The sequence below is a fragment of the Dysgonomonas mossii DSM 22836 genome, from assembly GCF_000213575.1.
In the GTDB taxonomy this organism is placed as follows: domain Bacteria; phylum Bacteroidota; class Bacteroidia; order Bacteroidales; family Dysgonomonadaceae; genus Dysgonomonas; species Dysgonomonas mossii.
In genome coordinates this window covers 358,090-379,922 of the sequence record NZ_GL892007.1, presented here as the reverse complement: position 1 = coordinate 379,922, position 21,833 = coordinate 358,090, and the positions used below count along the sequence as shown (strand labels likewise).

Sequence of the window (21,833 nt, the reverse complement as noted above, 5' to 3'; positions counted from 1 at the left end):
TAATCAGCTTCTTCAATCCATGACTTTGGGAATATTCATAACGGGTCGTGTGTATTCATTGGCAAAGGTGTTTACGGGTCTGTACGGGCTTTCAAGTTCGGAGTCTGCGATTGCTTCTGAAAATCTTCCTGCTGTACTTCGTCCAGAGCGTATTTCCTTCACAAAACTTGACATCCCTAAACCCTACACCCTGAGTCGCCCATGAAAACAATCGACCGAAAGGTCATAAAAATTTGAGTCATGGAAAATTTATCAGAAGCAAGAATTTATGTAGGCACTTACGCCAAGTATAACGAAGGTTCAATCTTCGGAGAATGGATGGATTTAGCGGATTATTCCGACAGTGAAGAATTCTATGATGCTTGTAAAGTATTGCACAGCGACGAGGAAGATCCTGAACTAATGTTCCAAGACTGGGAAAATATCCCATCAGGGCTTATTGGAGAAAGCTGGCTTTCTGAAAATATTTTTGAAGTAATAGAAGCTGTTTCCGATTTGAGTGAAACGCAACAAAACGCATTTTCTGTATGGCTTAACCATACGAGCAGCGATATCGCTTCCGAAAACATTAACGACCTTATTCAATCTTTTGAAGATGATTATCAAGGCGAATACAAAGACGAAGAAGATTACGCTTACGAACTTGTTGAAGATTGCTACGATTTACCTGATTTCGCAAAGACATATTTCGATTATGAAAAATTCGCTCGTGATCTTTTCATGACCGATTACTGGTTTGAAGATGGTTTCGTCTTCAGAATTAATTAATTGCTAATTGGGCGGGGCAACCCGCCCCAAACTATACAAAATGGTTGATGTAGTTACCTGTTGTTTCCTTTTGTGAATTGTGAAAAAGAAAGTCACATTGAAACCGAACTTAATCAGATTAATCAAAGTATTACTTTAAGCAGAAAATTTCTTTTTTCTTCTAATAAATTTAGGCAAAAGGTTAGATAAATCTAAGTTTCTCCAAAAACTATTTGCACCTCTATCATATTGTCGATTTCTAATTTTATTAGCCATTTTTTTACATTGTTTTGGAGCATTATACCTTTCTCCAAATTTCTTCTTTAGTTGAGACTTTAAATATGAATCTATATCTTCAAAATATCTTTCAATATCTAAATAAGAATAAATTGCAATCCATTTTTCAATTTCTTTATAGATATTAGTATATAAATCATGGTTTAGCACTCCATCTTTCATTAACTTTTTAATCCGACCTTTTAAATGACCGACTGTTTCTCTTGAGGGATATATATTAATCCCATCATATTTTATTGAGAGAAATGATATTTCTTTTTCCTCTGGATTAATTATTGCTGTTTTTCCATTATTTAATTCTAAAGGATGAATCTTGAGAGAATAGTTATCTTTTAAATAGCTACAGATTAATTTGTAAACCTTTTCGGCATCCTCTTTTGATTTAATGATTATAATAAAATCATCAGCATATCTAATCATCGAATAACCAGAATCTTTAATAAAAGAATCAAATTGTGTCAAATAAACATTAGAAAGCAATGGAGATAAAGGGTTCCCTTGCGGAATTCCATTACCTACATTTTTAAACAGTTTTCGATACTCTTTTTTTAATCGCCCTAATTTGGGGTTTAATGAATTTCTAATTAATTCATTAATTGAATCGTCTTTTAAGTTGGGAAATACAAGTTTATTTAACAATCTATCTTTATTTACTTCCTCAAAAAAGTTTATAATATCAGCCTTTAGTATCACATTGCCTTTTTGATAAGAGGATTTCATTTTAAGAGTTGCTTCTCTAACACCTTTTCCTTTTTGATATGCAAAACTTACATCTGCGCTTTTTTTTAGTAAAACTGCTAATTCTGATTCTAATAAGATAGATATTGCCTTTAAAACAACTCTGTCTCTAATTTCAGGTATTTGTAATGGTCTATATTCTCCACTATCTTTTTTTATTGCAGCTGCTTTATAAGGCGAAAATTGGAAGTTACCATTTTTAAGTTCTTCACACAATTCAAGCAAATTCGATTCTAAGTTTTGTTTAAAATCGTCAATAGTCAAACCTGATAGTCCACAAGAATCCTCATTTTCTTTTCTTAAGAGACTCCATGCCTTATTTAGAGTATCTGGAGATGCTAATTGTTCTAGTAGTGTTTTTTCTGTACTCAATATCTTTTTTTCTTGCAAAAATACTCATAAAAAAAGACCTAAAAAAGCTTTTCAGGTCTTTCTTAAAATATTCATTTAAAAACATTTACTTCTCTTTTTTATTCTCATTATTGAAAGCAAACGTTAGCTGTACCACCTGCCCGAAGCTGTCTTCAATATATACGTCTATTTGTTGCTGGTCGGCAGATTCGGACGTATAGTATAGGCGGAAAGTTTCACTCGGAAGCGGATACAGATCGTTAGGCTTAAAAACTGTATCGTCTGCCATTTTCAGTATTCCTTTTCCGTCAGGTTGGAAATACCTGATCTGATACTTTGCTTCCTGATAGTATCCTTCCCGATGCAGCTGGAACCGGATTTCAGCCGTTTCGCCTACTTTGATTTTCTTTTGCACAGGCATGGTCGTAACCGTAAATGGATAAGCCTGCTGAACATCCAGCTTGTCATCACAAGAAAACACCAGCAGCATTGCTCCCAGCAAGTACACCCCCATGATTGTTATTCTTAACATCTTTTTCATACTGTTTCTAATTTATAATGAATTTTAGACCTATTCCGAATTGTGTATGGAACTTTCCGATGGATGAGCCGAACAGCATCCGTTCACGAGCATTAACCAGTAATATAATTCTGTCTGCTATGAATGTTTCCAGTTCCAATGTTGCTGCACCGCCATATATGAACCCGTCTTTATTTCGCAAGGTAGAACCGTCATACAGTAATTTTTCTCCCCAGTTGCTTGTTTCGTATCCGGCAAGCGCCGACAATCCGAACGACAAGAAGAATGTTTTTCTGCGGTCAGAAAGAAAATTTACATAATACCCGCCTTCACCCGTAAATTGTGCAACAGGAATATTTTTATCCTTATAGGAAAGAGATTTATTCAGGTATTCTGCTCCGAATACCCATCGGTTCTGATTCTTGGTGTAAGTTGATACTGCTGCCCCAAAATGATGCGTTGAAGCTAGCTTTAAACCATCCACTGTTCCGCCAGTCAGTTGAAATCCCCTTTGTCCGGGAATATATCGTTGTGCGTGTACTTGGTCTGTGAAGACCAGGAACATGACTAACGAAAAAAAGAATGTAATAATTTGCTTGCATAAATTTCTACCACTCGGCAGAATACAAAACTTGTTTTGCTTCTGCTCTCTCTTTTTCGAAATTTTCATATTACTTGATTTTAAGTTCATTGATTACTTTGGCGTTCACTATATCCAAATTTTCTACACGGATATTCTGGTGACGACCACCGTTCTTTTCTACAAGTTCTATTTCAAGTATTTTATCGTCAGGAATCGTAAACTTTGGCAACGTGTAGACTGTGCGCATAGTCTCTTTTCCTTTGATTTCGATTACTTCATTAAAACTGCGCACAGGGTAAAGCACCTGTTCCTGAATAGCTGTACGTTTGGCTAGCTGTTTATCGACAATCTTAAACCGTATAAAATCGGTATTGAATGGAACATTGGAAGAGTTTTTCACTTGTGTATGAACATATAGCATCCCATTATGCGTATAAATACCCTTGACTAAAAACTGAATCCCGAATCGTTTGCATCCCAAATGATGAATTTCTCGGTCGTTGTTTTTATAGATGGATTGCATTATCAGCTTTACCAATAAAGGAGATTCATTGCCCAACTCTCGAAAATAGATATTCATGCGGGTATGTGAATAATCTGTGATGCTTGTTTCTTCGTTTTCCAGAAAGTCTTTCATTTCAATATTGAGTAAATCAGGTTCCTGGGCATATTTCGCATTGAAGGAATAAAAGCTGCCATCTTCGCAGATAACCGAGAAATTGGTTTCTCCGGGAAAGCCTTCTGTTGCTGACTTGACACGGATTACGTTTTCTGCACCATCTGCTTTTCCTGCTATCAGATGGCTTGAACCCAAGTCTACATATTTGACTGCTGACGGGAAGATGATATGTACTGTTTTGGCAAACGTTACCTGAACCCCGTAAGGAATTACCATTTGTGCATAAGGAAGCTTTTGGGTAACTCCCTGAAATAAGTCGTTGCTTTGTGCTTTAACTGTTATCACACTGATAAAAAGTGTGGATAGAAAAAATAACTTTTTCATTATAAATTGATTTGAATGCCGCTCAGAGTAGATAATTCTTTACGGCAGATTAATAACTGAGAATTTTTGTGGTGGGTCGCAGACCATTTTATTACTTTGGTTAAGTTTATTGTTTGGTATACAATAGTATTTGATAGTTCGCTTTCAGCTTGACTTGTACGGTACGCAATTTCTTTGACAGGTATTGCGAACTACCTTGCAGTACGCTTCTTGTCAAATCCGATACGATGGCTGCCCCTGCATTCTGATTCACGGTAAAGCTTGAACCAAGCCCTGCACCGATGTTTGCCATGCCTTCGTTTAGTGCCTGCATTTCAAGTGAGGACGGAACAAACAGCCCCTTTTGTCCGTCCGAATCGTATACTGCCAGCTCCACTGGAATGATATTGCCTTCGTACTCCATTGAAGTGATGCTAATATCCAAACGCTCACCCTGAACTCGTACAGTTCCTGTAATAAGATTGTTTTTTGGAACAATGATGTTTCCTGCTTGTAAAGGTTCTAACAGGCGAATGCGTACATTCTGCCCATCCATTACTGATTGATCTTCATGGATACAAGCAAGGATAGTGTTCTTTCCCATTGAAAGACCTGTCCCCACCGCCGTATTGAATCCGAAATTACGTGGCTGACTGAATGCTGCTATAAATTTCGCATCGCTTGACGGTGTTTGCAATCCGGAGACTGCCGATTCTGTTACAGTTTTTACAGGCAAAGCCTGAACTTTTCCCTGTATGGGGGCAGATGGTGTTATCTGTTTTATTCCCTGTTGCTGTCCTCCGTTCATGTATTTTGCTGCCAGCTCATAGGATTTTTCAAGCAGTGCCAATTGATCATTTGCTGTATTCTGAGTATTATCCCTTTCAAGCAAACGGGCTTCCAGTTCTTCGATCTTTCTTGCCAGTTCTTCCTTCTCCGGATCGTCTTTAGGTGTTTCATAAAAACTCCCCAACTGACGGTTTATATCCTGATAAGCATAAGCCGAAGACTGCACATAAGAACTGCGGGATGAAGAACTACCGTAATGATTTCTATTGGATGTTGCTGATTGCTCTTCTGGTAAATTGGTGCTCAGGCTCAAGTTGTCCGAAGCCTTATTGTCTTCACCTAAAATAAAACCGAAGTCTTGGAGTGAGCGCATCCGCTCTTCCTGCTTGGAACGCATTTGTTCCTGTTCGTAAGCTGTTTTCTTATCCCCGATAATACCATCTTCCTTCGGCAATGGTATATCTGCATTAAAACCGCCTATTTCATCGGGTTTTACTTCATCATTTGATGAAGGTGCGAATATCAGCCACATACAACCAATAAAGGCAAGTATCATTATCGGAAAGATGATTAGTTTCTTACGTTTTTGTAACTCTTGCGGAGTAAGTTGTTTATTCTCCTTTTCTTCCTGTTTATTCAAATTCTGATTCTGTTCCATGTCCATGTAGTTGATTATGGTTAATACTGTCCTTACGTTGGATTTCCAGACGCTCAATGTGTCTTATCTCCATAAATTCCTTTTCGGCACTCTTTTTACCGATGTTATATATGGACGAAACAGTCCAATAGATAGAAAGGATACTGCCTCCGACGATGAAGGTTATGATAAGGATCATCCTTGCATCTTCCGACAGGCATCCGCAAGCGTAGCGCAGCTTGTCGTTCAGCCAGTTCTTCAAATTCATTAATTTCTTCTTGATCATGGCTTATCGTTTCAATACCTGTAAATCTTTGTTTTCCGTAATCTCGAAAGCTTCAATAGTAAAGCCATGCGGGTTGTTATCGCTCCTTACGGAGTTCAGCAATCGGCATCGGGTAATAAGGCTTCGTTCGGTTACGCTGCTTTCCCGAACAATCATTTGACGGGCGAAAGTTTCTACCAGATAAGGATATCGCTCGAAGTTGCATACAACACTGTCTACCTGTACCGCCTGATTGATATTGCCGGAAATGATCCGGTTGTAGTATCCTTTCTCAGCTAAATCCTTATAGTAGTTGAAAGCACTTTTATCCGCCAGAAAAAACGAGCGTTGTATGTTCGATTCAATGGCGTTCTTATCTGGCGACAGAGTAAAGAAGAGTTCATGGAAACGTTTTACGTGTTCCTTTGCTTCTACCGGACGGTTCTGCGACAGATCTTGCGATAGAGCAAGAATCAGCGATTTACCACCATCGAGAACGTAAATCTTTTCACGTTGTTTTTCGGCAAAACTGTACGAACTCCAAAGGGCATAAGCAACAATTCCGGCACACAGGCAGACAAACACAATTCCAAACAGGCGTATTTGCCTAAAGCTGGTTTCTATATTTTTTAATGACTTAAATTCCATGTTCTGCGATTATTTTTTAATTAGTTTTCCTGAGATGTTTCCGGTTGCTGCTCCTGCTGTTGCACCCGCAAGGTTTCCACCCATTCCGGCAGTTTTGTTAATATTCCGGCTCATACCGCCCAATCCGCCAGCCTGAATAATCCAGTTGGCTACGGTCGGAATTGTGAAATAGCCTACAATCCCAATTATCATAAAAATGATATAAACCGTATTGGAACTGTCGGGAATAAAATTAGGATCGTCCAACAGCTGAATGTCTCTTTCGAGCATCAAGACCTGAATACGGGCAAGGATGGAACTGAATAAATCCGATACGGGGAGCCACAAGTATACGCTTATGTAGCGTGTTATCCACTGCGTAAGGGTTGATTGAAAGCCATCATAGACCGATATTGCAAAAGCAATCGGGCCCAATATGGCCAGCACAATCAGAAAGAACGTCCGTATCGTATCAATAACAAGCCCAGCAGCCTGAAAGAGTATTTCCAACAACTCCCGAAACCAGTCTCGAACAGCTTTTTTCATATTATACACGCCCCTCTCCACATACATTCCCATCATGGTTACCATATCGGAAGGCGACCATCCCAGTTCGTCCAGTTGTTTATCGAACTCTTCATTGGAAACAAGAAATGCAGTTTCCGGATTCCGAAGCATGGCTTCATATTCCTTTCTGTCTTTCTGTTCCTGATATTTGTTCATATCGAAAGTTTGCCCTTCAAGTAAATTATGTGTGCCTTTCACTACGGGTGACATCACGCTGTTGATCGTTCCCAGCACTAAAGTCGGAAAGAACATAATACACAACCCGATGGCAAAAGGACGCAGAAGCGGATATACATCTATTGGTTCAGCTCTCGATAATGCCTGCCATACCTTGGATGCGATATAAAACAACGCACCCAGTCCGGCCACACCTTTAGCTACCCCTGTCATGCTACTGCACAAAGGCATCATATCCACATAGAGGTTTTTCAGTATCTCATGCAAATTCCCCCAATCAACGGCTAACAAGGTCATAGTTACCAGTATCTATCGTTAGCATTTCCGTAAAGAGCCATCACCCGCTCTGTATCATTGATTTTCTTTGCCCGCAGGTACGAAACGGAGATGTTTTTACGGGTATAGTAGGAAACCAGATTCCGGTAATTCAAAACTGCATTATAAGCTTTATCTATCCGTTCCATACGTTCGGCATCACTCATGGAAAGTCCGTTTATATTGACTACGTTCTTAAGTTCCATAAGAACATCTGAACTTTCATTCAACAGCTTGGAATAACCAAAGCCAATGGCATTGAGTTCTTCCGGTCGGAAGTTCTTATCAGACAACATAAGTTGGAAATTTGTAACATATATATCTGTAATATCACCCAATAGAAGCACGGTTTTTTGTACCTTCCTGGCATCCTTCACCAGATTGTTTACAGCTTTCAGGGCATCGTAGTATTGCTTTCCCTGTTCGTATAGTTTCTTCGTTTCCCTGAAGGTGTCCAGCGTATTATTCACCGTTTTGGATGTCTGTGCAATCTCCTTCGTTGTATTTACAATACCTTGTGCCAGATTGGTCGGATCAACTACTGTCCATTGTGCGTTTGCTTGACCTGCAAAAAGGCAAAGCAGCAGCACTGACATCATTATTTTTGTTTTCATTACTTTGGTTTTTAATTGATACTAATTTGGGCTACGCTTGCTTTCAGCAAGCTGCTTAATGGCAAGTTCGATGTTACCATCCAGTTTTTCGGTAAGTTGGAACAATTCAAGCTTTTCGCTTTCTTCCGTTGTATAGGTGTAATACTCTTCCAAACTCACTTCAGTAGCATATACAGCGGATTGCACCCCGCCAAGACCGATCCACACTTCTTTGTAGTTTCGTCCCGGATGGTTTGCCATATTGATGGAAAGCACCTGAGACTTTTCCTTTTCGGTTAATCCCAAGAGTGCCTGAATACTGTCGAACTTATTCATGTATTTGCGCTGGTCTAACAGGATCTTGCAGTCGGAGTTGTTGATGATGGATTCCTTTACTATAGGTGAAGAAATTATGTCTTCGACTTCCTGTGTAACCACAATTGCTTCACCAAAGAACTTACGCACAGTTTTGAACAGGTATTTGATGTATTCTGCCATCCCTTCTTTGGCAATGGCTTTCCATGCTTCTTCAATCAGGATTAATTTTCGGATCCCCTTCAATCGGCGCATCTTGTTGATAAACACTTCCATAATAATGATAGTGACGATGGGAAACAGGATTTTGTGGTCTTTAATATTGTCCAACTCAAATACGATAAATCGTTTGGAAAGCAAATCAAGCTGCTTATCCGAGTTCAACAGGTAATCGTACTCTCCGCCACGATAGTAGGGTTCAAGGACATTCAGAAAGTTCGCCACGTCAAAGTCCTTTTCACGAACTTGTTTGGCTTCCAACACTTCCCGATACTCTCCGCTTACATATTCATAGAAGGTATTGAACGAAGGTTCTATCCCTACTTTCAGCTTCTCAATGTAAAGGCTTACAGCATTGGAAAGGGCAACTTCTTCTGCTCGTGTGGGCGGTTCGTTATCCCGCTTCCATAGAGTAAGAATAAGCGTTTTGATGGATTCCCGTTTTTCAATATCAAAAACATTATCATCGGTATAGAAAGGATTGAAAGCAATAGGATTTTGCTCGGTATAGGTGAAATAAACCCCATCAGCACCTTGTGTTTTGAGATTAATCATTTCACATAAACCCAAGTAGCTGTTTCCCGTATCCACAAGCAGTACATGGCTTCCCTGTTCGTAATACTGGCGTACCATGTGGTTGGTGAAAAAGGATTTTCCCGAACCCGAAGGCCCTAAGATGAACTTATTGCGGTTCGTGATAATCCCACGCTTCATGGGCAGGTCGGAAATATCCACATGAAGCGGTTTCCCGGTCAATCTATCCACCATCTTGATTCCGAACGGAGATGGCGAAGAATGATAATTAGTTTCTTCCGTAAAGAAACACAATGCCTGTTCGATGAATGTGAAGAAGGATTCTTCCGCAGGAAAATCACCCGCATTACCCGGAATGGCTGCCCAAAACAAAGTGGGTGTATCCACGGTATTGTGGCGTGGTTTGCATTCCATCAAAGCAAGCTGGCTTCCTACATCATTTTTGATATGCTTGAGTTCTTCCTTGTCATCAGCCCATGCCATTACGTTACAATGGCAGCGAACAGAAGTTAATCCCTGACTGTGCGCTTCGTTCAAATACTCTTCAATCCACTCCTTGTTCACCTGATTGGCTCTACTGTATCGGGACAGAGAGTGCATATTACGGGCTTGCTTCTCAAACTTTTTCAAGTTATCGGCATGATCGTCTATGAAAATATACTGGTTGTACACATGGTTGCAACTCAATAGTACTCCTACAGGTGCAGCAAATGACAATCGACAGTCACTACGGTCTGTCGATAGTTTTTCATATCGGGAATCAGTGGCAATCTTTCCGGGCAGATCTTCTACATCTGAAAGTGTATGCAGGCACAAAATATTATCACCTATACGCATTTCTTCCGCATTGAGTTGGATATCCTTCAGCGTCGTGGTATCACTTTGTGAAAGGGAAAAATACTTTTCCACAATGCCCGCTTTATCTGGCATTCCGGTAATATCTTCTGACGTCAGACGGGTAAGGGTAATAAAACCCGAATCATTCATAATCCGCTCAAACTGCCCGACCAATTCCAAAAACTTTGTCACTGCTTCTTTATCCTGAATCTCTTTCGGAACAATAAAGCCTTTACAAAGCGTATTGAAATTACTCTGCATCCTTGCCCGTTCCTTTGTCGTTTTCGTCAGGAACAGGTAACAGGTATGGTTCAGGAATGGTCGTTCGTTGAAATGCCGTTCAAAGCTACGACTCAGAAAACTTAAATTGTCCTTTTGAATTTCAGGTGTGTAGTTTTCTTTAATAAACCAGTCCTGTTTGTGGATGATAGAATAATCAGGCAACACTTTAATTGCTTTATGCCATGTCGAATGTATCGCTTCGTACTCAACGCCCGTAACAGTAAACAGTTCGGGTAACTGTACACAAAATGCTACCGTAATATCGGCATCTTTGCTGATGATACAATCGTGTTCAGCTGCAAGCAAAGGAAATTTACTCTCCAGTGTCGCTGCTTTCATTATATTTCTCATGCGCTTTTCTTTTATAAGTGAATAGTCGATGTATTGACCTGCGGTTAATGATATAGCGGGGATGGTTTCTGCGGGCTTGCAACTTCATCAAACCGTATGTCCCATATTTATCGTTAAGCATGAATGTCAGGTATACCAGCGTGGATGCGGATACCGCTCCAAACCCGATACAAATCCACTGGTTGATACCAGCCATGTACATGACTACAAATAACACGAACACGGAAAGTAAACCTCCTGCGAATATGAAGAGATACTGACTCCGCAAACCCTTAAATTCTACAGCTCTGCCAATACCTCTGTTTACTGTATAGTCCGCCATAGCTTACAAAAAGAATGAACGCAGGATGGTTGCAGCAACAATCAGGAAGATGCAAGCCCCAAACCAGCTTGCTGCCGTTTTGCCTGTATCTGGATCACCGGATGAAAATTTGTTGTAAACTTTGATACCGCCAATCAATCCCACAACAGCACCAATGGCATATATCAACTTGGTAGCGGGATCGAAATACGATGTTACCATATTGGTAGCTTCAGTAATACCGCCCACACCATTACCCTGTGCGAATACAGAAGTAGCAGCTAAAATGATGGCTGCCGAAAGAAATATTTTCTTTTTCATTATAAACTGATTGTAAAAGTGCCGGAAGGGGTTGGATAGTCCCCGTTCCGGCGGATTAATAATTGAGATTTTTTGTGGTCGGGTCAAGCCCTCTTTTTTATTTTGATAAGTGTAGCTAACCGTACTCTTTTTGCTTCATATATCTTATGTTTAAAGGTCTTACATATAATCATTCATATCGAACGTCGATAAATCTTCGTGGGTAGTTTCCGCAGGCGGAGCAATGAATACATAATCGTACTTTTTAAGCATTTCGGCCACACGCAGCCTGCCCCCGTTAATCTGTTCTATCACCGTATCGTACAAGTTTGTTTGCTCCATAACCGAAAAGGTTTGCACAGCTTTTCGTTCTTCCTCTTCAGCTACATTTGCCGTATGTACAACCTGTACCGCCTGCGCCATTTCTTCAAAGGAGATACCCTGTGCCGATTGAAGTTCTTCATCCATAAAGCAGATAATTTCTTCCTCTTCCGGTTCTTCATTTTCCACATCATCTTCATACTCCATATCAAATTCCACATCCATCGGTTGCGGGGTATCCTCATTGTTTAACTGATCAAAATTAGTGGCATTACTAATCGGTTTAGAAATCTGTCTTTCAAAGGCTTCAGATGACTTTAGTTGTCCTAAACGAAAGCCTGATTTACCTATAATACTTCTGGAATTTGCATTTCTTTCCGGTTCGGGAGGGTTGGTTTTATTTTCCTTCTTTTTGCTATTAAAAAGACTGTTCCGATATTTCCATATCAGTACGATGTAGTACAAGACAATGCCTGCAATGATTAGCTTCCACATATTAAATAGGGTTTTCAAATGTTTGGCGGTACAAATCATTTATTTCGTCCTGAAACTGGTCGAAATGGCGAAGGATGATAGTTTCCACATAACTGCTGACGGTTGCCTTGCGCTCACCTATGGTCGATACTATCTTTATCAATTTTTCGTGTGTGGAACGGCTTACATAAATGGGTTGACGGTCGGGTAATTCCATTTTCTGAAAGTATATTTCCTTGTAATCTCCTGTTGCATTTTTCTTCTTTCGGGACGGCTGCCTGACTTCGGTTTGTGGTACAACTTCCGCAGGTACTTCTGGTTTTTCCTGAACTGTTTCTTCTTTTGGCGGAACTTTCACGGGCAAGCCCTGTGAAATGATTTCCTTCATAAAATCTTCGTCCACCTGTACTTTTTCCTGTTTTGCCATATCAGTATAGTTTTATGATGTATCCTAATTCGGCAATCAACTCTTCGAGATTGCTGCCTTTAATCATTCGCTTGTCTGCGGGGAAGAGTGTGGAACGGAAGATGCTTTGCCGTTCGTTCGAAAGTTCCTTCTTATACCTTTTCGTATCGGGTATAAAGGTTTTCATCAGTGGTAATTCCAACTCTTTGATTGTCTTTTCGTAGATTTCGTACAGGTCGGTCTTTTCCCTGCCATCCACCTGATTCCAAAACAGGTGTAGTTCTTTCAAACGGTAGGATTCATTCTTTACCAGCAAACTGTTTACGGTCATGGCAAAGGACAGGCTGCTTTCCAATACCACATGGTCGGCAGTAATCGGTGTGAAGATGTAATCCATAGAGGCCAACGAGTTGATAATGCCTTCACTGTTTACTGTTCCGGGCAAATCAAAAAATACCACATCCATGTCCGTATCCGATTGCTGGAACTCTTCGGCAGTCTGTATAGCTGCTTCAGGTGTGCTGCACAGTACCGGATAAGCCTTTTTACCGAGTGCTTTAAACTGCTTATAGGCAAGCAGCTTATATCTTTTATCACAGTTCACCTGTTCGCCATCCCGCTTACGCATGGCACTGATGCTGTGTTGCGGGTAGTCGCAATCGACCACTGCCACATTGTAACCTTTCAAATAGTACAGGTAACTTGCCACCAGTACCGTAAAAGTTGTTTTTCCCACTCCGCCCTTTTGGGTAGAGAATGCTACATACAAGGTTTCTTTCTTCATTTCTTTACGTATTGATTGTTTTACTTCGTTACTGACTGACATATTGATATATTGATTTCAGTATGTCTTGATTTCAGGAAATCAGTAAGAAGGTATTTACTTATCCACATAAGTATGGACAGGTTTATTCATTGACTTCAATACCGATTTCGATGGCAAATAAATGGAGAAAAAACATCCGTTTTTGAAAATGGCTTCATATGACTTTATATGGCTTCGCTTGTCCTGTAAAAATCTATGGTACAGTATAATTAATCCCCGTTACTTTGCATCAGTAATTACCTGAACCGATAAAAAAGGCTCCGGTAAATATGTTTTCTGGAGTTCATTCACTTTAAGAAAAACTGCAATCCGTCCTCAGACGGATTTTATTTGCGCCATGCAAATAGCAAGGTGTGTTCAGCGCAGCTTGAAATTCTTTCAGCAGCTCTGAACCCTTGCCCTTGCAGGGAGCAATTTTCTCAGAACTCGAAAAATTGTGGATGTACTCCGAAGTCGTAAACCCTTTAAAAAGTAATGGTATGGAAAAGGAAAAATCGAACGTACCACAGTCAGGTGGCAAAGGACGGAAGCCGAAAGAAGACCCTGCGGTATTTCGCTATTCGGTCAGTTTCAATGCCATCGACCATGCCCGTTTTTTGGCTCTTTTCGAGCAATCCGGGATGCGGACGAAGGCACATTTTATCATCGCACGAATCTTTGGTGATTCATTTAAAGTGATAAAAATTGACAAGGCTACGGTGGATTATTATACACGGCTGACCAATTTTTACGCCCAATTCAGGGCAACCGGAGTGAATTATAATCAAATTGTAAAGGCTCTGAATACCAATTTCACGGAGAAAAAAGCAATGGCTTTTCTCTATAAATTGGAAAAAGCAACGCTGGAACTGGTGGAATTAAACCGGAAAGTAATAGAATTAACACGGGATTTTGAACAGCGATGGTTGCAAAAATAAACGTGGGAAGTTCGCTTTTCGGAGCGTTGGCATATAACCAAAGTAAGGTGGATGAAGAGCATGGCAAGGTGCTTTTCAGCAACCGTATGTTTGAAAGTGAGGATGGAAACTTCAATATCCATCGTTGCATGGAATGTTTTCAGATGCAGCTTCCACAAGACATCAAGACTGAAAAACCGATTATCCACATATCTCTGAATCCGCATCCCGATGATAAGCTGACTGACGAACAGCTTTCGCAAATTGCACAGGAGTATATGGAGAAGTTGGGTTATGGTAATCAGCCTTACATGGTTTATAAACATGAAGACATCGACCGCCATCACCTGCATATCGTATCGCTGCGGGTGGACGAGAATGGCAGAAAGTTGAACGATAAGTTTGAATACCGCCGGAGCAAGGACATCACACGGGAACTGGAACAAAAGTATAGTCTGCATCCTGCCGAAAAGCAACAGCAGAAAGAGCAATACCGATTCCAAAAGGTGGATTATGCTGCGGGCGATGTGAAACGTCAGCTTTCTAATACGCTAAAGGGACTGATTAATACGTACCAGTTTCAAAGCATCGGGGAACTCAAGTCCTTACTGTCAATTCATAATGTACACGCAGAAGAAGTAAAAGGTGAAGTAAGGGGAAAGCCTTTTCACGGTATGGTGTATTCAGCTACCAACAATAACGGAGAGAAACAGGGCAATCCCTTCAAGTCTTCACGGCTGGGAAAATCGGTTGGTGTGGAAACCATCAAGCGAAAAACGGAACAGGCTTCTACGAAGTGGAAAGACGGGAAATTAAAGTCCGTTATCAGCAAAAAAGTAACGGATGCCATGAAGCCCAGTATTTCCCGTGTCGATTTTGAAAAGAATCTGAATAAGAAAGCAGTGGAAGTCTTTTTCAGGCAGAATGCGGAAGGCCGGATATACGGAGTAACATTCATCGACCATGAACATAAAGCAGTTTTGAACGGCTCCCGTTTAGGGAAAGAGTTTTCTGCCAATGTATTCAATGACTTGTTTAGAGAATCCCATGCAAGCGATGGATACGCAAAACAAGTGGTTATCCAAAAAGAACCGTTCTTACCTTCGGCAGAACCATTCGTGCCGTCCGAGTCGCAATCTAATAGTGATGGAAGTTCCATTGAAAGTCTGTTTAGCATTATTCCAGATGGTAGTGATGCTTACCATGAGAACGATCAAGTTCCATATCCTAAGAAGAAAAAGAAAAAACGAAGAAAATTATAAAAGTACAGTTATGTCACAAGAAGATGATTTAAGAGGACTGGCCAAAGTCATGGACTTTATGCGAGCCATCAGTATTTTATTCGTGGTAATCCACATCTATTGGTTTTGTTACCAGTCGTTTGTAAACTGGGGAGTCAATATCGGCGTAGTCGATAAAATCCTGTTGAACTTCCAACGAACAGCTGGATTGTTCAATCATATAATTTATACAAAGATTTTTGCCGTGATATTCCTTGCTCTATCCTGTTTGGGAACAAAGGGAGTAAAGGAAGAGACGATAACATGGAGTAAAATTTGTATGTTGTTAATTGCGGGATTTATCCTGTTTTTTATGAACTGGTGGCTGTTGGATCTGCGTTTATCGCTTGCTGCTATTACTGCTTTTTATATTTCATCACTTGCGATAGGTTACCTGTGCCTGTTGGTGGCAGGTGTGTGGATGTCACGCCTGCTGAAAAACAACCTGATGGAAGATGTGTTCAATCTGGAAAATGAATCGTTCATGCAGGAAACCCGCCTGATGGAAAATGAATATTCAATAAACCTGCCGACCCGTTTCTGGTATAGAAAGAAACAACACAACGGATGGATAAACGTAGTAAATCCCTTCAGGGCTACAATCGTGTTGGGAACACCCGGTTCGGGAAAATCGTATGCAGTGGTAAATAACTATATCAAACAACAAATTGAAAAGGGTTTTTCCATGTACATCTATGATTACAAATTCCCCGATCTGTCGGAAATTGCGTATAACCATCTGCTAAACCATTCGGATGCTTACAAGGTAAAACCAACTTTCTATGTTATCAACTTTGACGATCCTCGAAAGAGTCATCGATGCAATCCTATCAATCCTGCTTCTATGACGGATATTTCTGACGCCTATGAATCGGCTTATACCATTATGCTGAATCTGAACCGTAGCTGGATAAGCAAGCAGGGCGACTTTTTTGTAGAATCGCCCATTATTTTGCTGGCTGCCATCATTTGGTTTCTCAAGATATACAAGAACGGGCAATATTGCACTTTTCCGCACGCAATTGAATTTCTGAATAAGAAGTATGCAGATACTTTCACCATACTCACCTCATATCTGGAGCTTGAAAACTATTTGAGTCCTTTTATGGATGCGTGGGAAGGCGGAGCACAAGACCAGCTACAAGGGCAAATTGCTTCGGCGAAGATTCCGCTTTCAAGAATGATTTCTCCTGCTCTGTACTGGGTAATGACAGGTGATGATTTTACACTGGACATTAACAATCCGAACGAACCGAAGATACTTTGTGTTGGAAACAATCCCGACCGTCAGAATATCTATTCGGCAGCACTGGGATTGTACAACAGTCGTATTGTGAAGTTGATTAACAAAAAGGGACAGTTAAAAAGTTCGGTTATCATTGACGAGCTCCCAACCATTTACTTTCGGGGACTGGATAATCTGATAGCTACCGCCCGTTCCAATAAAGTAGCAGTTTGTTTAGGATTTCAGGATTACAGTCAGCTAACAAGGGACTATGGGGATAAAGAAAGCAAAGTGATACAAAATACGGTCGGAAATATCTTTTCTGGTCAGGTAGTCGGAGAAACAGCCAAAGCGTTGTCAGACCGTTTCGGTAAAGTGTTACAGAAACGCCAGTCCATAACAATTAACCGTCAGGACAAATCAACTTCCATCAGTACACAGATGGACAGCCTTATCCCTGCCAGCAAAATATCAAACCTTACTCAAGGGATGTTTGTAGGAGCTGTCAGCGATAACTTTGATGAACGTATCGAACAGAAGATTTTCCATTGCGAAATAGTGGTTGATAATGATAAGGTAAAGCGTGAAACTGCCTGCTATGGAAAGATACCGGAGATTATCGACTTTCGGGATGTGGATGGTAATGACCTGATGAAAGAACAGATTCAACTTAACTATGACAAAGTAAAGCAGGATATAAAACAGATTGTGATTGACGAAATAGAGCGTATTAAGAATGACCCAGAGCTACAATTTCTGGTAAAAGATAAAGAATAAATATCTTAGTGTTGATAAGTTAGCTATATTGCGTTTGTATTTATGAAAAGGAAACAATAAATTTGCACACAAGAACAATATATATGTCAGAGAGAGCAATTAATCGAATAAAGGTTATTCTTGCAGAGAAAAGATTAACAAATAAATGGCTGGCTGCACAATTGGGAAAAACAGAATCGACTATTTCCAGATGGTGTACTAATGAGAAACAGCCAAACATCGAAACATTTATCGATATAGCAGGTATTCTTGATGTTGATGTTAAAGATTTATTTGTATCAACAAAAATAAAGGAATAGTATAATGAAAAAAAAATATAAAGCAATTGATTTCTTTTGTGGTGGTGGAGGTATGACGTGTGGTCTTCGCTTAGCAGGTATTGAGGTTGTAGCTGGAGTTGATTTTGATAAAGATGCGAAGGAAACTTATGAATATAATAATATCGGTTCAAAATTTATTTATTCTGATGTAACTCAATTACCAAGTGATTATTTTGAAAAGCATTTAAATATTAATAAAAATGATGATCATTTAATACTTGTAGGTTGTAGTCCTTGTCAATATTATAGTATAATTAACACAAAAAAAGAAAAATCTCAGAAATCCAAAGATTTATTATTAGATTTCAGTCGCTTCATTGATTACTATAATCCTGGTTATGTGTTAGTAGAAAATGTACCTGGATTGATGACAAGAAAAGATAGCGTATTACCTGAATTTTTGGAATTTCTTCAAAATAAAGGTTATACATATATTGAACAAAAAATAATAGATATGAGTTATTATGGCGTACCTCAATCTCGTAAACGCTTTTCTCTTATTGCATCAAGAGTAAAACCCATATCACTCCCTCCAAAAGAGGAAAAACAGGCTTTATTGATAGATTACATTTCCCCAGAAAAAGGTTTTCCTGTAATCCCTGCTGGACATAAAGATGTTTCGGATTTCAATCACACAACCGCTGGACTAAATCAAATCAATTTAAAAAGACTTGCAAAAACGGACAAAGATGGAGGAACACGTATGGGATGGAAAAATGATCCGGAGTTACAATTAGCATGCTATATTGGAAAGGATAATTGTTTTAAAGATGTTTATGGTAGATTGTCTTGGAAAAAACCATCATCAACAATTACAACAAAGTTTTTTAATATTTCTAATGGTCGTTTTGCTCATCCAGAACAAGATAGAGCAATATCTTTGAGAGAAGGAGCAACATTGCAAACATTTCCTGAAAATTATATTTTCAAAACAATAAGTATGCAATCAACAGCCAAACTTATAGGCAATGCTGTACCTCCTGAATATGCACGCCGATTAGGAGATGTTATTATAAATACTTAATTAGAAAGATATGCCTCAATTTAGAGCGAAAGCTAGAGCAATAGATTTACTAGGGAAAGGTCAAATTTCAGACTTACCAACTGCAATATCTGAGTTGTGGAAGAACGGATATGATGCTTATGGAGATAAACTGGAAGCATATCTATATATAGAGAATGTTAACAATGTCAAATCTCCGTTCTTTGTATTGTCAGACGATGGAAAAGGTATGTCGAGAGAAGATATACTTGAAAAATGGATTGTTTTAGGTACTGACTCAAAGTCAAGAAATGAACTAGAAGAAAAGGGAGAGGAAACATTATGGAAGGAACCTCGAATAAGAATGGGAGAAAAAGGAATTGGACGTCTATCTGTAGCATATCTCGGCAGTCCAATGCTAATGCTTACAAAAAAAGTTGGACACCCATTGCAGGTTTTATTTATTGACTGGCGTATTCTGGAAAACTATAATTTGTATATTGAAGACATAAATATACCGCTAAGAGCAATTAATCCAGACAGTAATTTTGATGTAGTTTTTAATGAATTAAAAGAAGAGTTTATTGCCAATTTCCTTAAAAAAAAGAATGAAGGTATAAATGAAGGGAATTTAATTAACTCATGGGTAGAACAAAAAGATCTAGCATTAAATATAATTTCGGACATTAAGAATATTCAACTTCCAGACTTCTTTTCTCAAGAATTTGTTACTTCTATTACAGGCACTTCGACAAATATTCATGGCACCAAGTTTGTTGTATTTAAACCAGATGAACAACTGATTATATTGTCTAAATATAACCAAAAAGATTTATATCCAGAGTATGATGCAACGGTGCAGGAAATCAGAAGTAGCTTAAATGGTTTATTTAATGTATTTAAAGAAGAAAATATAGGAGTTTCTACAAAGTTTGTTATTGTAGATGAGAAGGGAGAACGAGATTTAATTTCTAGTCGAGAATTTTTCACACCACATGATTTCAATTTGAGCGATCACTTAATTTATGGAGGTTTTGATGAAGATGGTACATTCTCGGGGAAAATAAAAATATACAATAAGGAAGTTGATCATTCTTTTCGTGCTGTTAGAAAACCAGGCAAAACTCCTTATGGTAAATTTAAGATAAAACTTGGGGTTATAGTTGGTATACCATCCGAATCTTTGCTGACTGAGGAGTTATATAAAGTTTATGATGAAAGGCTAAATTTATTTGGAGGGCTGTATATTTATAGAGACGGATTTAGAGTCCTCCCATATGGGAGGACTGAAACAGATTTCTTACGATTTGAAAACCGAAGATCTAAACACGCAGGAAAGTATTTCTTTAGTCACCGTAGAATGTTTGGCTATATCGAAATATCGCGAGAAAACAATAAAAAGTTAACTGATAAAGCCGGACGAGAAGGTTTTATAAACAATGTTGCTTATAGAGAGTTCAAAGCAGACTTAGAGGCTTTTTTTATTGATCTTGCTAATATGTATTTCGGAACACATGCAGAATCTGATATTAAAAGAACACAGAAAGATGAAATAGAAGAAGCTGCTAAAAATAAACAAGCTGAGCATGAAAAAGAAAAAGAACTAAGGAAACAATATGCTAAGAAACTAAAAGAATATCCTAAGCAGTTATCAGATATAGAAAATGAATTCAGTGTGTTACTAAATCAATTGTTGGATAAACAAGCCGAATCTGATTTGTTGTTTAATGACATCGATCTAATCCTGAAAAAAATTGAAGAATGTAAAGCTAAAATTAGACGTTTGGCTCTGAGTAAACCTATTCGATTTGCTTTAACTGAGAGTCAACAAAAATCTCTTTATAACTACAATAGATATTATGAGAAAGTGATTGAAGAACGAGTAACATCCTCTCAAGAAATAATAGATAAAGCAAGAAATCAATTAAAGGATTATGAGTTATATAAAGAATTTGAAGCTAAATACAGTCAATATCGATCTTTTATATCGAATGTATTTGATGAATCCATTGAGAAAATATCTGGATCAGTTGATAAAATAAAATCAAAAATTCTTGAAGAAAAAAATGATATATATATTGCCGAATTAGACGAAAAATATACAGCTATAAAACCAACATCTTATAATCGAGACGATATTCTACAAAGTTTGAATTTACTTGAGAATATATATAATGATTTAATGAAAAAGGCAAATGAAAGAATTATTCCTTTTTTTAATCATTTAGATCGATTGAGTTTGGATGTAGACGAAGAAGCTCTTACTGGCTATTATAAAATACGTTATGAAGATATAGAAAAACAATGGCAACAAACTAAAGAGTTAGCTCAGATGGGAATTGCTGTTGAAATAATAGACCATCAGTTTAATGCTCTTTACTCACAGGTTGCCTATGCAATTACTCAAATTAACGATCATTTACCAACAGATGAAAAAGCACAGAGAAATTACTTATCATTAAAAACTGCGTTTGAGCATTTGGAAGATAAATACAAATTGATGTCCCCTTTGTATAGAACTACAGGTAAGGTGCGCAAAAATATTGTAGGATCGGAAATCACTACTTATCTTAAATTATTCTTTAATAGTCAACTAAAAGATCGTAATATTACATTAAATTCTTCATTGGCATTTGAACATGCTTCATTCTTTACATATGAATCTATTTTACTACCGGCTTTCGTTAATGTTGTACATAATGCGATTTACTGGCTTACGCCCGTAGAAAATCGCAGAATATACTTAGATTATGTTGATAACTCCAAAATTTTAATTCTTAACTCGGGAGTATCGATTGAAGATTTTTATCTGAATGAAATATTTAATCTTTTTTATTCTAAAAAGCCTAATGGTAGAGGAATAGGTCTTTTTTTAGCCAAAGAAACTCTCAACAGTGTTGGATACGATATGTATGCTACAAATGAACTTGAATATAACAAATTGAATGGTGCTTGTTTTGTTATTGATACAAATTTTTCAAAAACTCAAGATAATTAAA

General features: G+C 38.5%; 23 protein-coding genes. 8 read left to right on the top strand and 15 right to left on the bottom strand.

Translation table 11 applies throughout. The annotated features are described in order from the left end of the window. Nucleotides 1-25: 25 nt before the first annotated feature. On the top strand, nt 26-205 hold the full coding sequence (locus HMPREF9456_RS17235) for a hypothetical protein (RefSeq protein ID WP_147591750.1): 180 nt from the start codon (nt 26-28) through the stop codon (nt 203-205). A gap of 35 nt (nt 206-240) precedes the next feature. Next, the gene (locus HMPREF9456_RS11595) at nt 241-768 is read left to right on the top strand and encodes an antirestriction protein ArdA (protein ID WP_006843727.1); all 528 of its coding nucleotides are present in this window, start codon (nt 241-243) and stop codon (nt 766-768) included. 135 nt (nt 769-903) lie between these two features. Here the strand turns inward: HMPREF9456_RS11595 and HMPREF9456_RS11590 are convergent, their stop codons facing one another. From HMPREF9456_RS11590 to HMPREF9456_RS11520, 15 genes are all read right to left on the bottom strand, one after another. After that, nucleotides 904-2,154: a reverse transcriptase domain-containing protein gene (locus HMPREF9456_RS11590; RefSeq protein ID WP_006843726.1), complete on the bottom strand. Its 1,251-nt coding sequence runs from the start codon at nt 2,152-2,154 to the stop codon at nt 904-906. Between the two features lie 85 nt (nt 2,155-2,239). Next, nucleotides 2,240-2,674: a DUF3872 domain-containing protein gene (locus tag HMPREF9456_RS11585; protein WP_006843724.1), complete on the bottom strand. Its 435-nt coding sequence runs from the start codon at nt 2,672-2,674 to the stop codon at nt 2,240-2,242. A gap of 7 nt (nt 2,675-2,681) precedes the next feature. Continuing rightward, nucleotides 2,682-3,218: a conjugal transfer protein TraO gene (locus HMPREF9456_RS11580; protein ID WP_035329848.1), complete on the bottom strand. Its 537-nt coding sequence runs from the start codon at nt 3,216-3,218 to the stop codon at nt 2,682-2,684. A 106-nt stretch (nt 3,219-3,324) separates the two neighbouring features. Beyond that, nucleotides 3,325-4,239, bottom strand: coding sequence for a conjugative transposon protein TraN (gene traN / locus HMPREF9456_RS11575; RefSeq protein WP_006843722.1), 915 nt, complete (start codon nt 4,237-4,239; stop codon nt 3,325-3,327). Nucleotides 4,240-4,345: 106 nt separating this feature from the next. Next, entirely contained in the window at nt 4,346-5,671 is a 1,326-nt protein-coding gene (traM, locus tag HMPREF9456_RS11570; protein WP_006843721.1) for a conjugative transposon protein TraM, read from the bottom strand. Beyond that, on the bottom strand, nt 5,640-5,930 hold the full coding sequence (locus HMPREF9456_RS11565) for a TraL conjugative transposon family protein (RefSeq protein ID WP_006843720.1): 291 nt from the start codon (nt 5,928-5,930) through the stop codon (nt 5,640-5,642). Before HMPREF9456_RS11565 ends, traM begins: the two co-directional genes overlap by 32 nt. A 3-nt stretch (nt 5,931-5,933) precedes the next feature. Further along, nucleotides 5,934-6,557, bottom strand: a complete 624-nt coding sequence (traK, locus tag HMPREF9456_RS11560; protein ID WP_006843719.1) for a conjugative transposon protein TraK — start codon at nt 6,555-6,557, stop codon at nt 5,934-5,936. Nucleotides 6,558-6,566: 9 nt separating this feature from the next. Further along, complete coding sequence (traJ, locus tag HMPREF9456_RS11555) at nt 6,567-7,577, bottom strand: conjugative transposon protein TraJ (RefSeq protein WP_006843718.1); 1,011 nt, start codon at nt 7,575-7,577, stop codon at nt 6,567-6,569. A 2-nt stretch (nt 7,578-7,579) separates the two neighbouring features. Beyond that, nucleotides 7,580-8,209: a DUF4141 domain-containing protein gene (locus HMPREF9456_RS11550; protein ID WP_006843717.1), complete on the bottom strand. Its 630-nt coding sequence runs from the start codon at nt 8,207-8,209 to the stop codon at nt 7,580-7,582. Between the two features lie 21 nt (nt 8,210-8,230). Beyond that, nucleotides 8,231-10,726 carry a TraG family conjugative transposon ATPase gene (locus tag HMPREF9456_RS11545; RefSeq protein WP_006843716.1) on the bottom strand — a complete coding sequence of 832 codons (2,496 nt, stop codon included), beginning with the start codon at nt 10,724-10,726 and terminating at the stop codon, nt 8,231-8,233. Continuing rightward, nucleotides 10,689-11,048 (bottom strand): DUF4133 domain-containing protein, encoded by a 360-nt coding sequence (locus HMPREF9456_RS11540; RefSeq protein WP_006843715.1) that lies wholly within the window; start codon nt 11,046-11,048, stop codon nt 10,689-10,691. Before HMPREF9456_RS11540 ends, HMPREF9456_RS11545 begins: the two co-directional genes overlap by 38 nt. Before the next feature lie 3 nt (nt 11,049-11,051). Next, on the bottom strand, nt 11,052-11,348 hold the full coding sequence (locus tag HMPREF9456_RS11535) for a DUF4134 domain-containing protein (protein ID WP_006843714.1): 297 nt from the start codon (nt 11,346-11,348) through the stop codon (nt 11,052-11,054). Nucleotides 11,349-11,507: 159 nt separating this feature from the next. Then, nucleotides 11,508-12,143 carry a hypothetical protein gene (locus tag HMPREF9456_RS11530; RefSeq protein WP_006843713.1) on the bottom strand — a complete coding sequence of 212 codons (636 nt, stop codon included), beginning with the start codon at nt 12,141-12,143 and terminating at the stop codon, nt 11,508-11,510. Nucleotide 12,144: 1 nt separating this feature from the next. Continuing rightward, the gene (locus HMPREF9456_RS11525) at nt 12,145-12,549 is read right to left on the bottom strand and encodes a DUF3408 domain-containing protein (RefSeq protein ID WP_006843712.1); all 405 of its coding nucleotides are present in this window, start codon (nt 12,547-12,549) and stop codon (nt 12,145-12,147) included. Nucleotide 12,550: 1 nt separating this feature from the next. Then, complete coding sequence (locus tag HMPREF9456_RS11520) at nt 12,551-13,312, bottom strand: ParA family protein (protein ID WP_006843711.1); 762 nt, start codon at nt 13,310-13,312, stop codon at nt 12,551-12,553. A gap of 521 nt (nt 13,313-13,833) precedes the next feature. Between HMPREF9456_RS11520 and mobA the strand changes: the two genes are divergently transcribed. The 6 genes from mobA to HMPREF9456_RS11490 all read left to right on the top strand — a co-directional run bounded on the left by mobA (nt 13,834) and on the right by HMPREF9456_RS11490 (nt 21,832). Further along, nucleotides 13,834-14,271 carry a conjugal transfer protein MobA gene (gene mobA / locus HMPREF9456_RS11515; protein ID WP_026177145.1) on the top strand — a complete coding sequence of 146 codons (438 nt, stop codon included), beginning with the start codon at nt 13,834-13,836 and terminating at the stop codon, nt 14,269-14,271. Next, nucleotides 14,256-15,512 carry a conjugal transfer protein MobB gene (gene mobB, locus HMPREF9456_RS11510; protein WP_006843709.1) on the top strand — a complete coding sequence of 419 codons (1,257 nt, stop codon included), beginning with the start codon at nt 14,256-14,258 and terminating at the stop codon, nt 15,510-15,512. Before mobA ends, mobB begins: the two co-directional genes overlap by 16 nt. Nucleotides 15,513-15,522: 10 nt before the next feature. Continuing rightward, nucleotides 15,523-17,532: a conjugal transfer protein MobC gene (gene mobC / locus HMPREF9456_RS11505; protein WP_006843708.1), complete on the top strand. Its 2,010-nt coding sequence runs from the start codon at nt 15,523-15,525 to the stop codon at nt 17,530-17,532. 83 nt (nt 17,533-17,615) lie between these two features. Further along, entirely contained in the window at nt 17,616-17,831 is a 216-nt protein-coding gene (locus HMPREF9456_RS11500; RefSeq protein WP_006843707.1) for a helix-turn-helix transcriptional regulator, read from the top strand. Nucleotides 17,832-17,835: 4 nt separating this feature from the next. Next, a complete protein-coding gene (locus tag HMPREF9456_RS11495) occupies nt 17,836-18,876 on the top strand; it encodes a DNA cytosine methyltransferase (RefSeq protein ID WP_006843706.1) in 1,041 nt (346 codons plus the stop codon). 10 nt (nt 18,877-18,886) lie between these two features. Next, on the top strand, nt 18,887-21,832 hold the full coding sequence (locus tag HMPREF9456_RS11490; RefSeq protein ID WP_006843705.1) for an ATP-binding protein: 2,946 nt from the start codon (nt 18,887-18,889) through the stop codon (nt 21,830-21,832). Nucleotide 21,833: the final 1 nt, after the last annotated feature.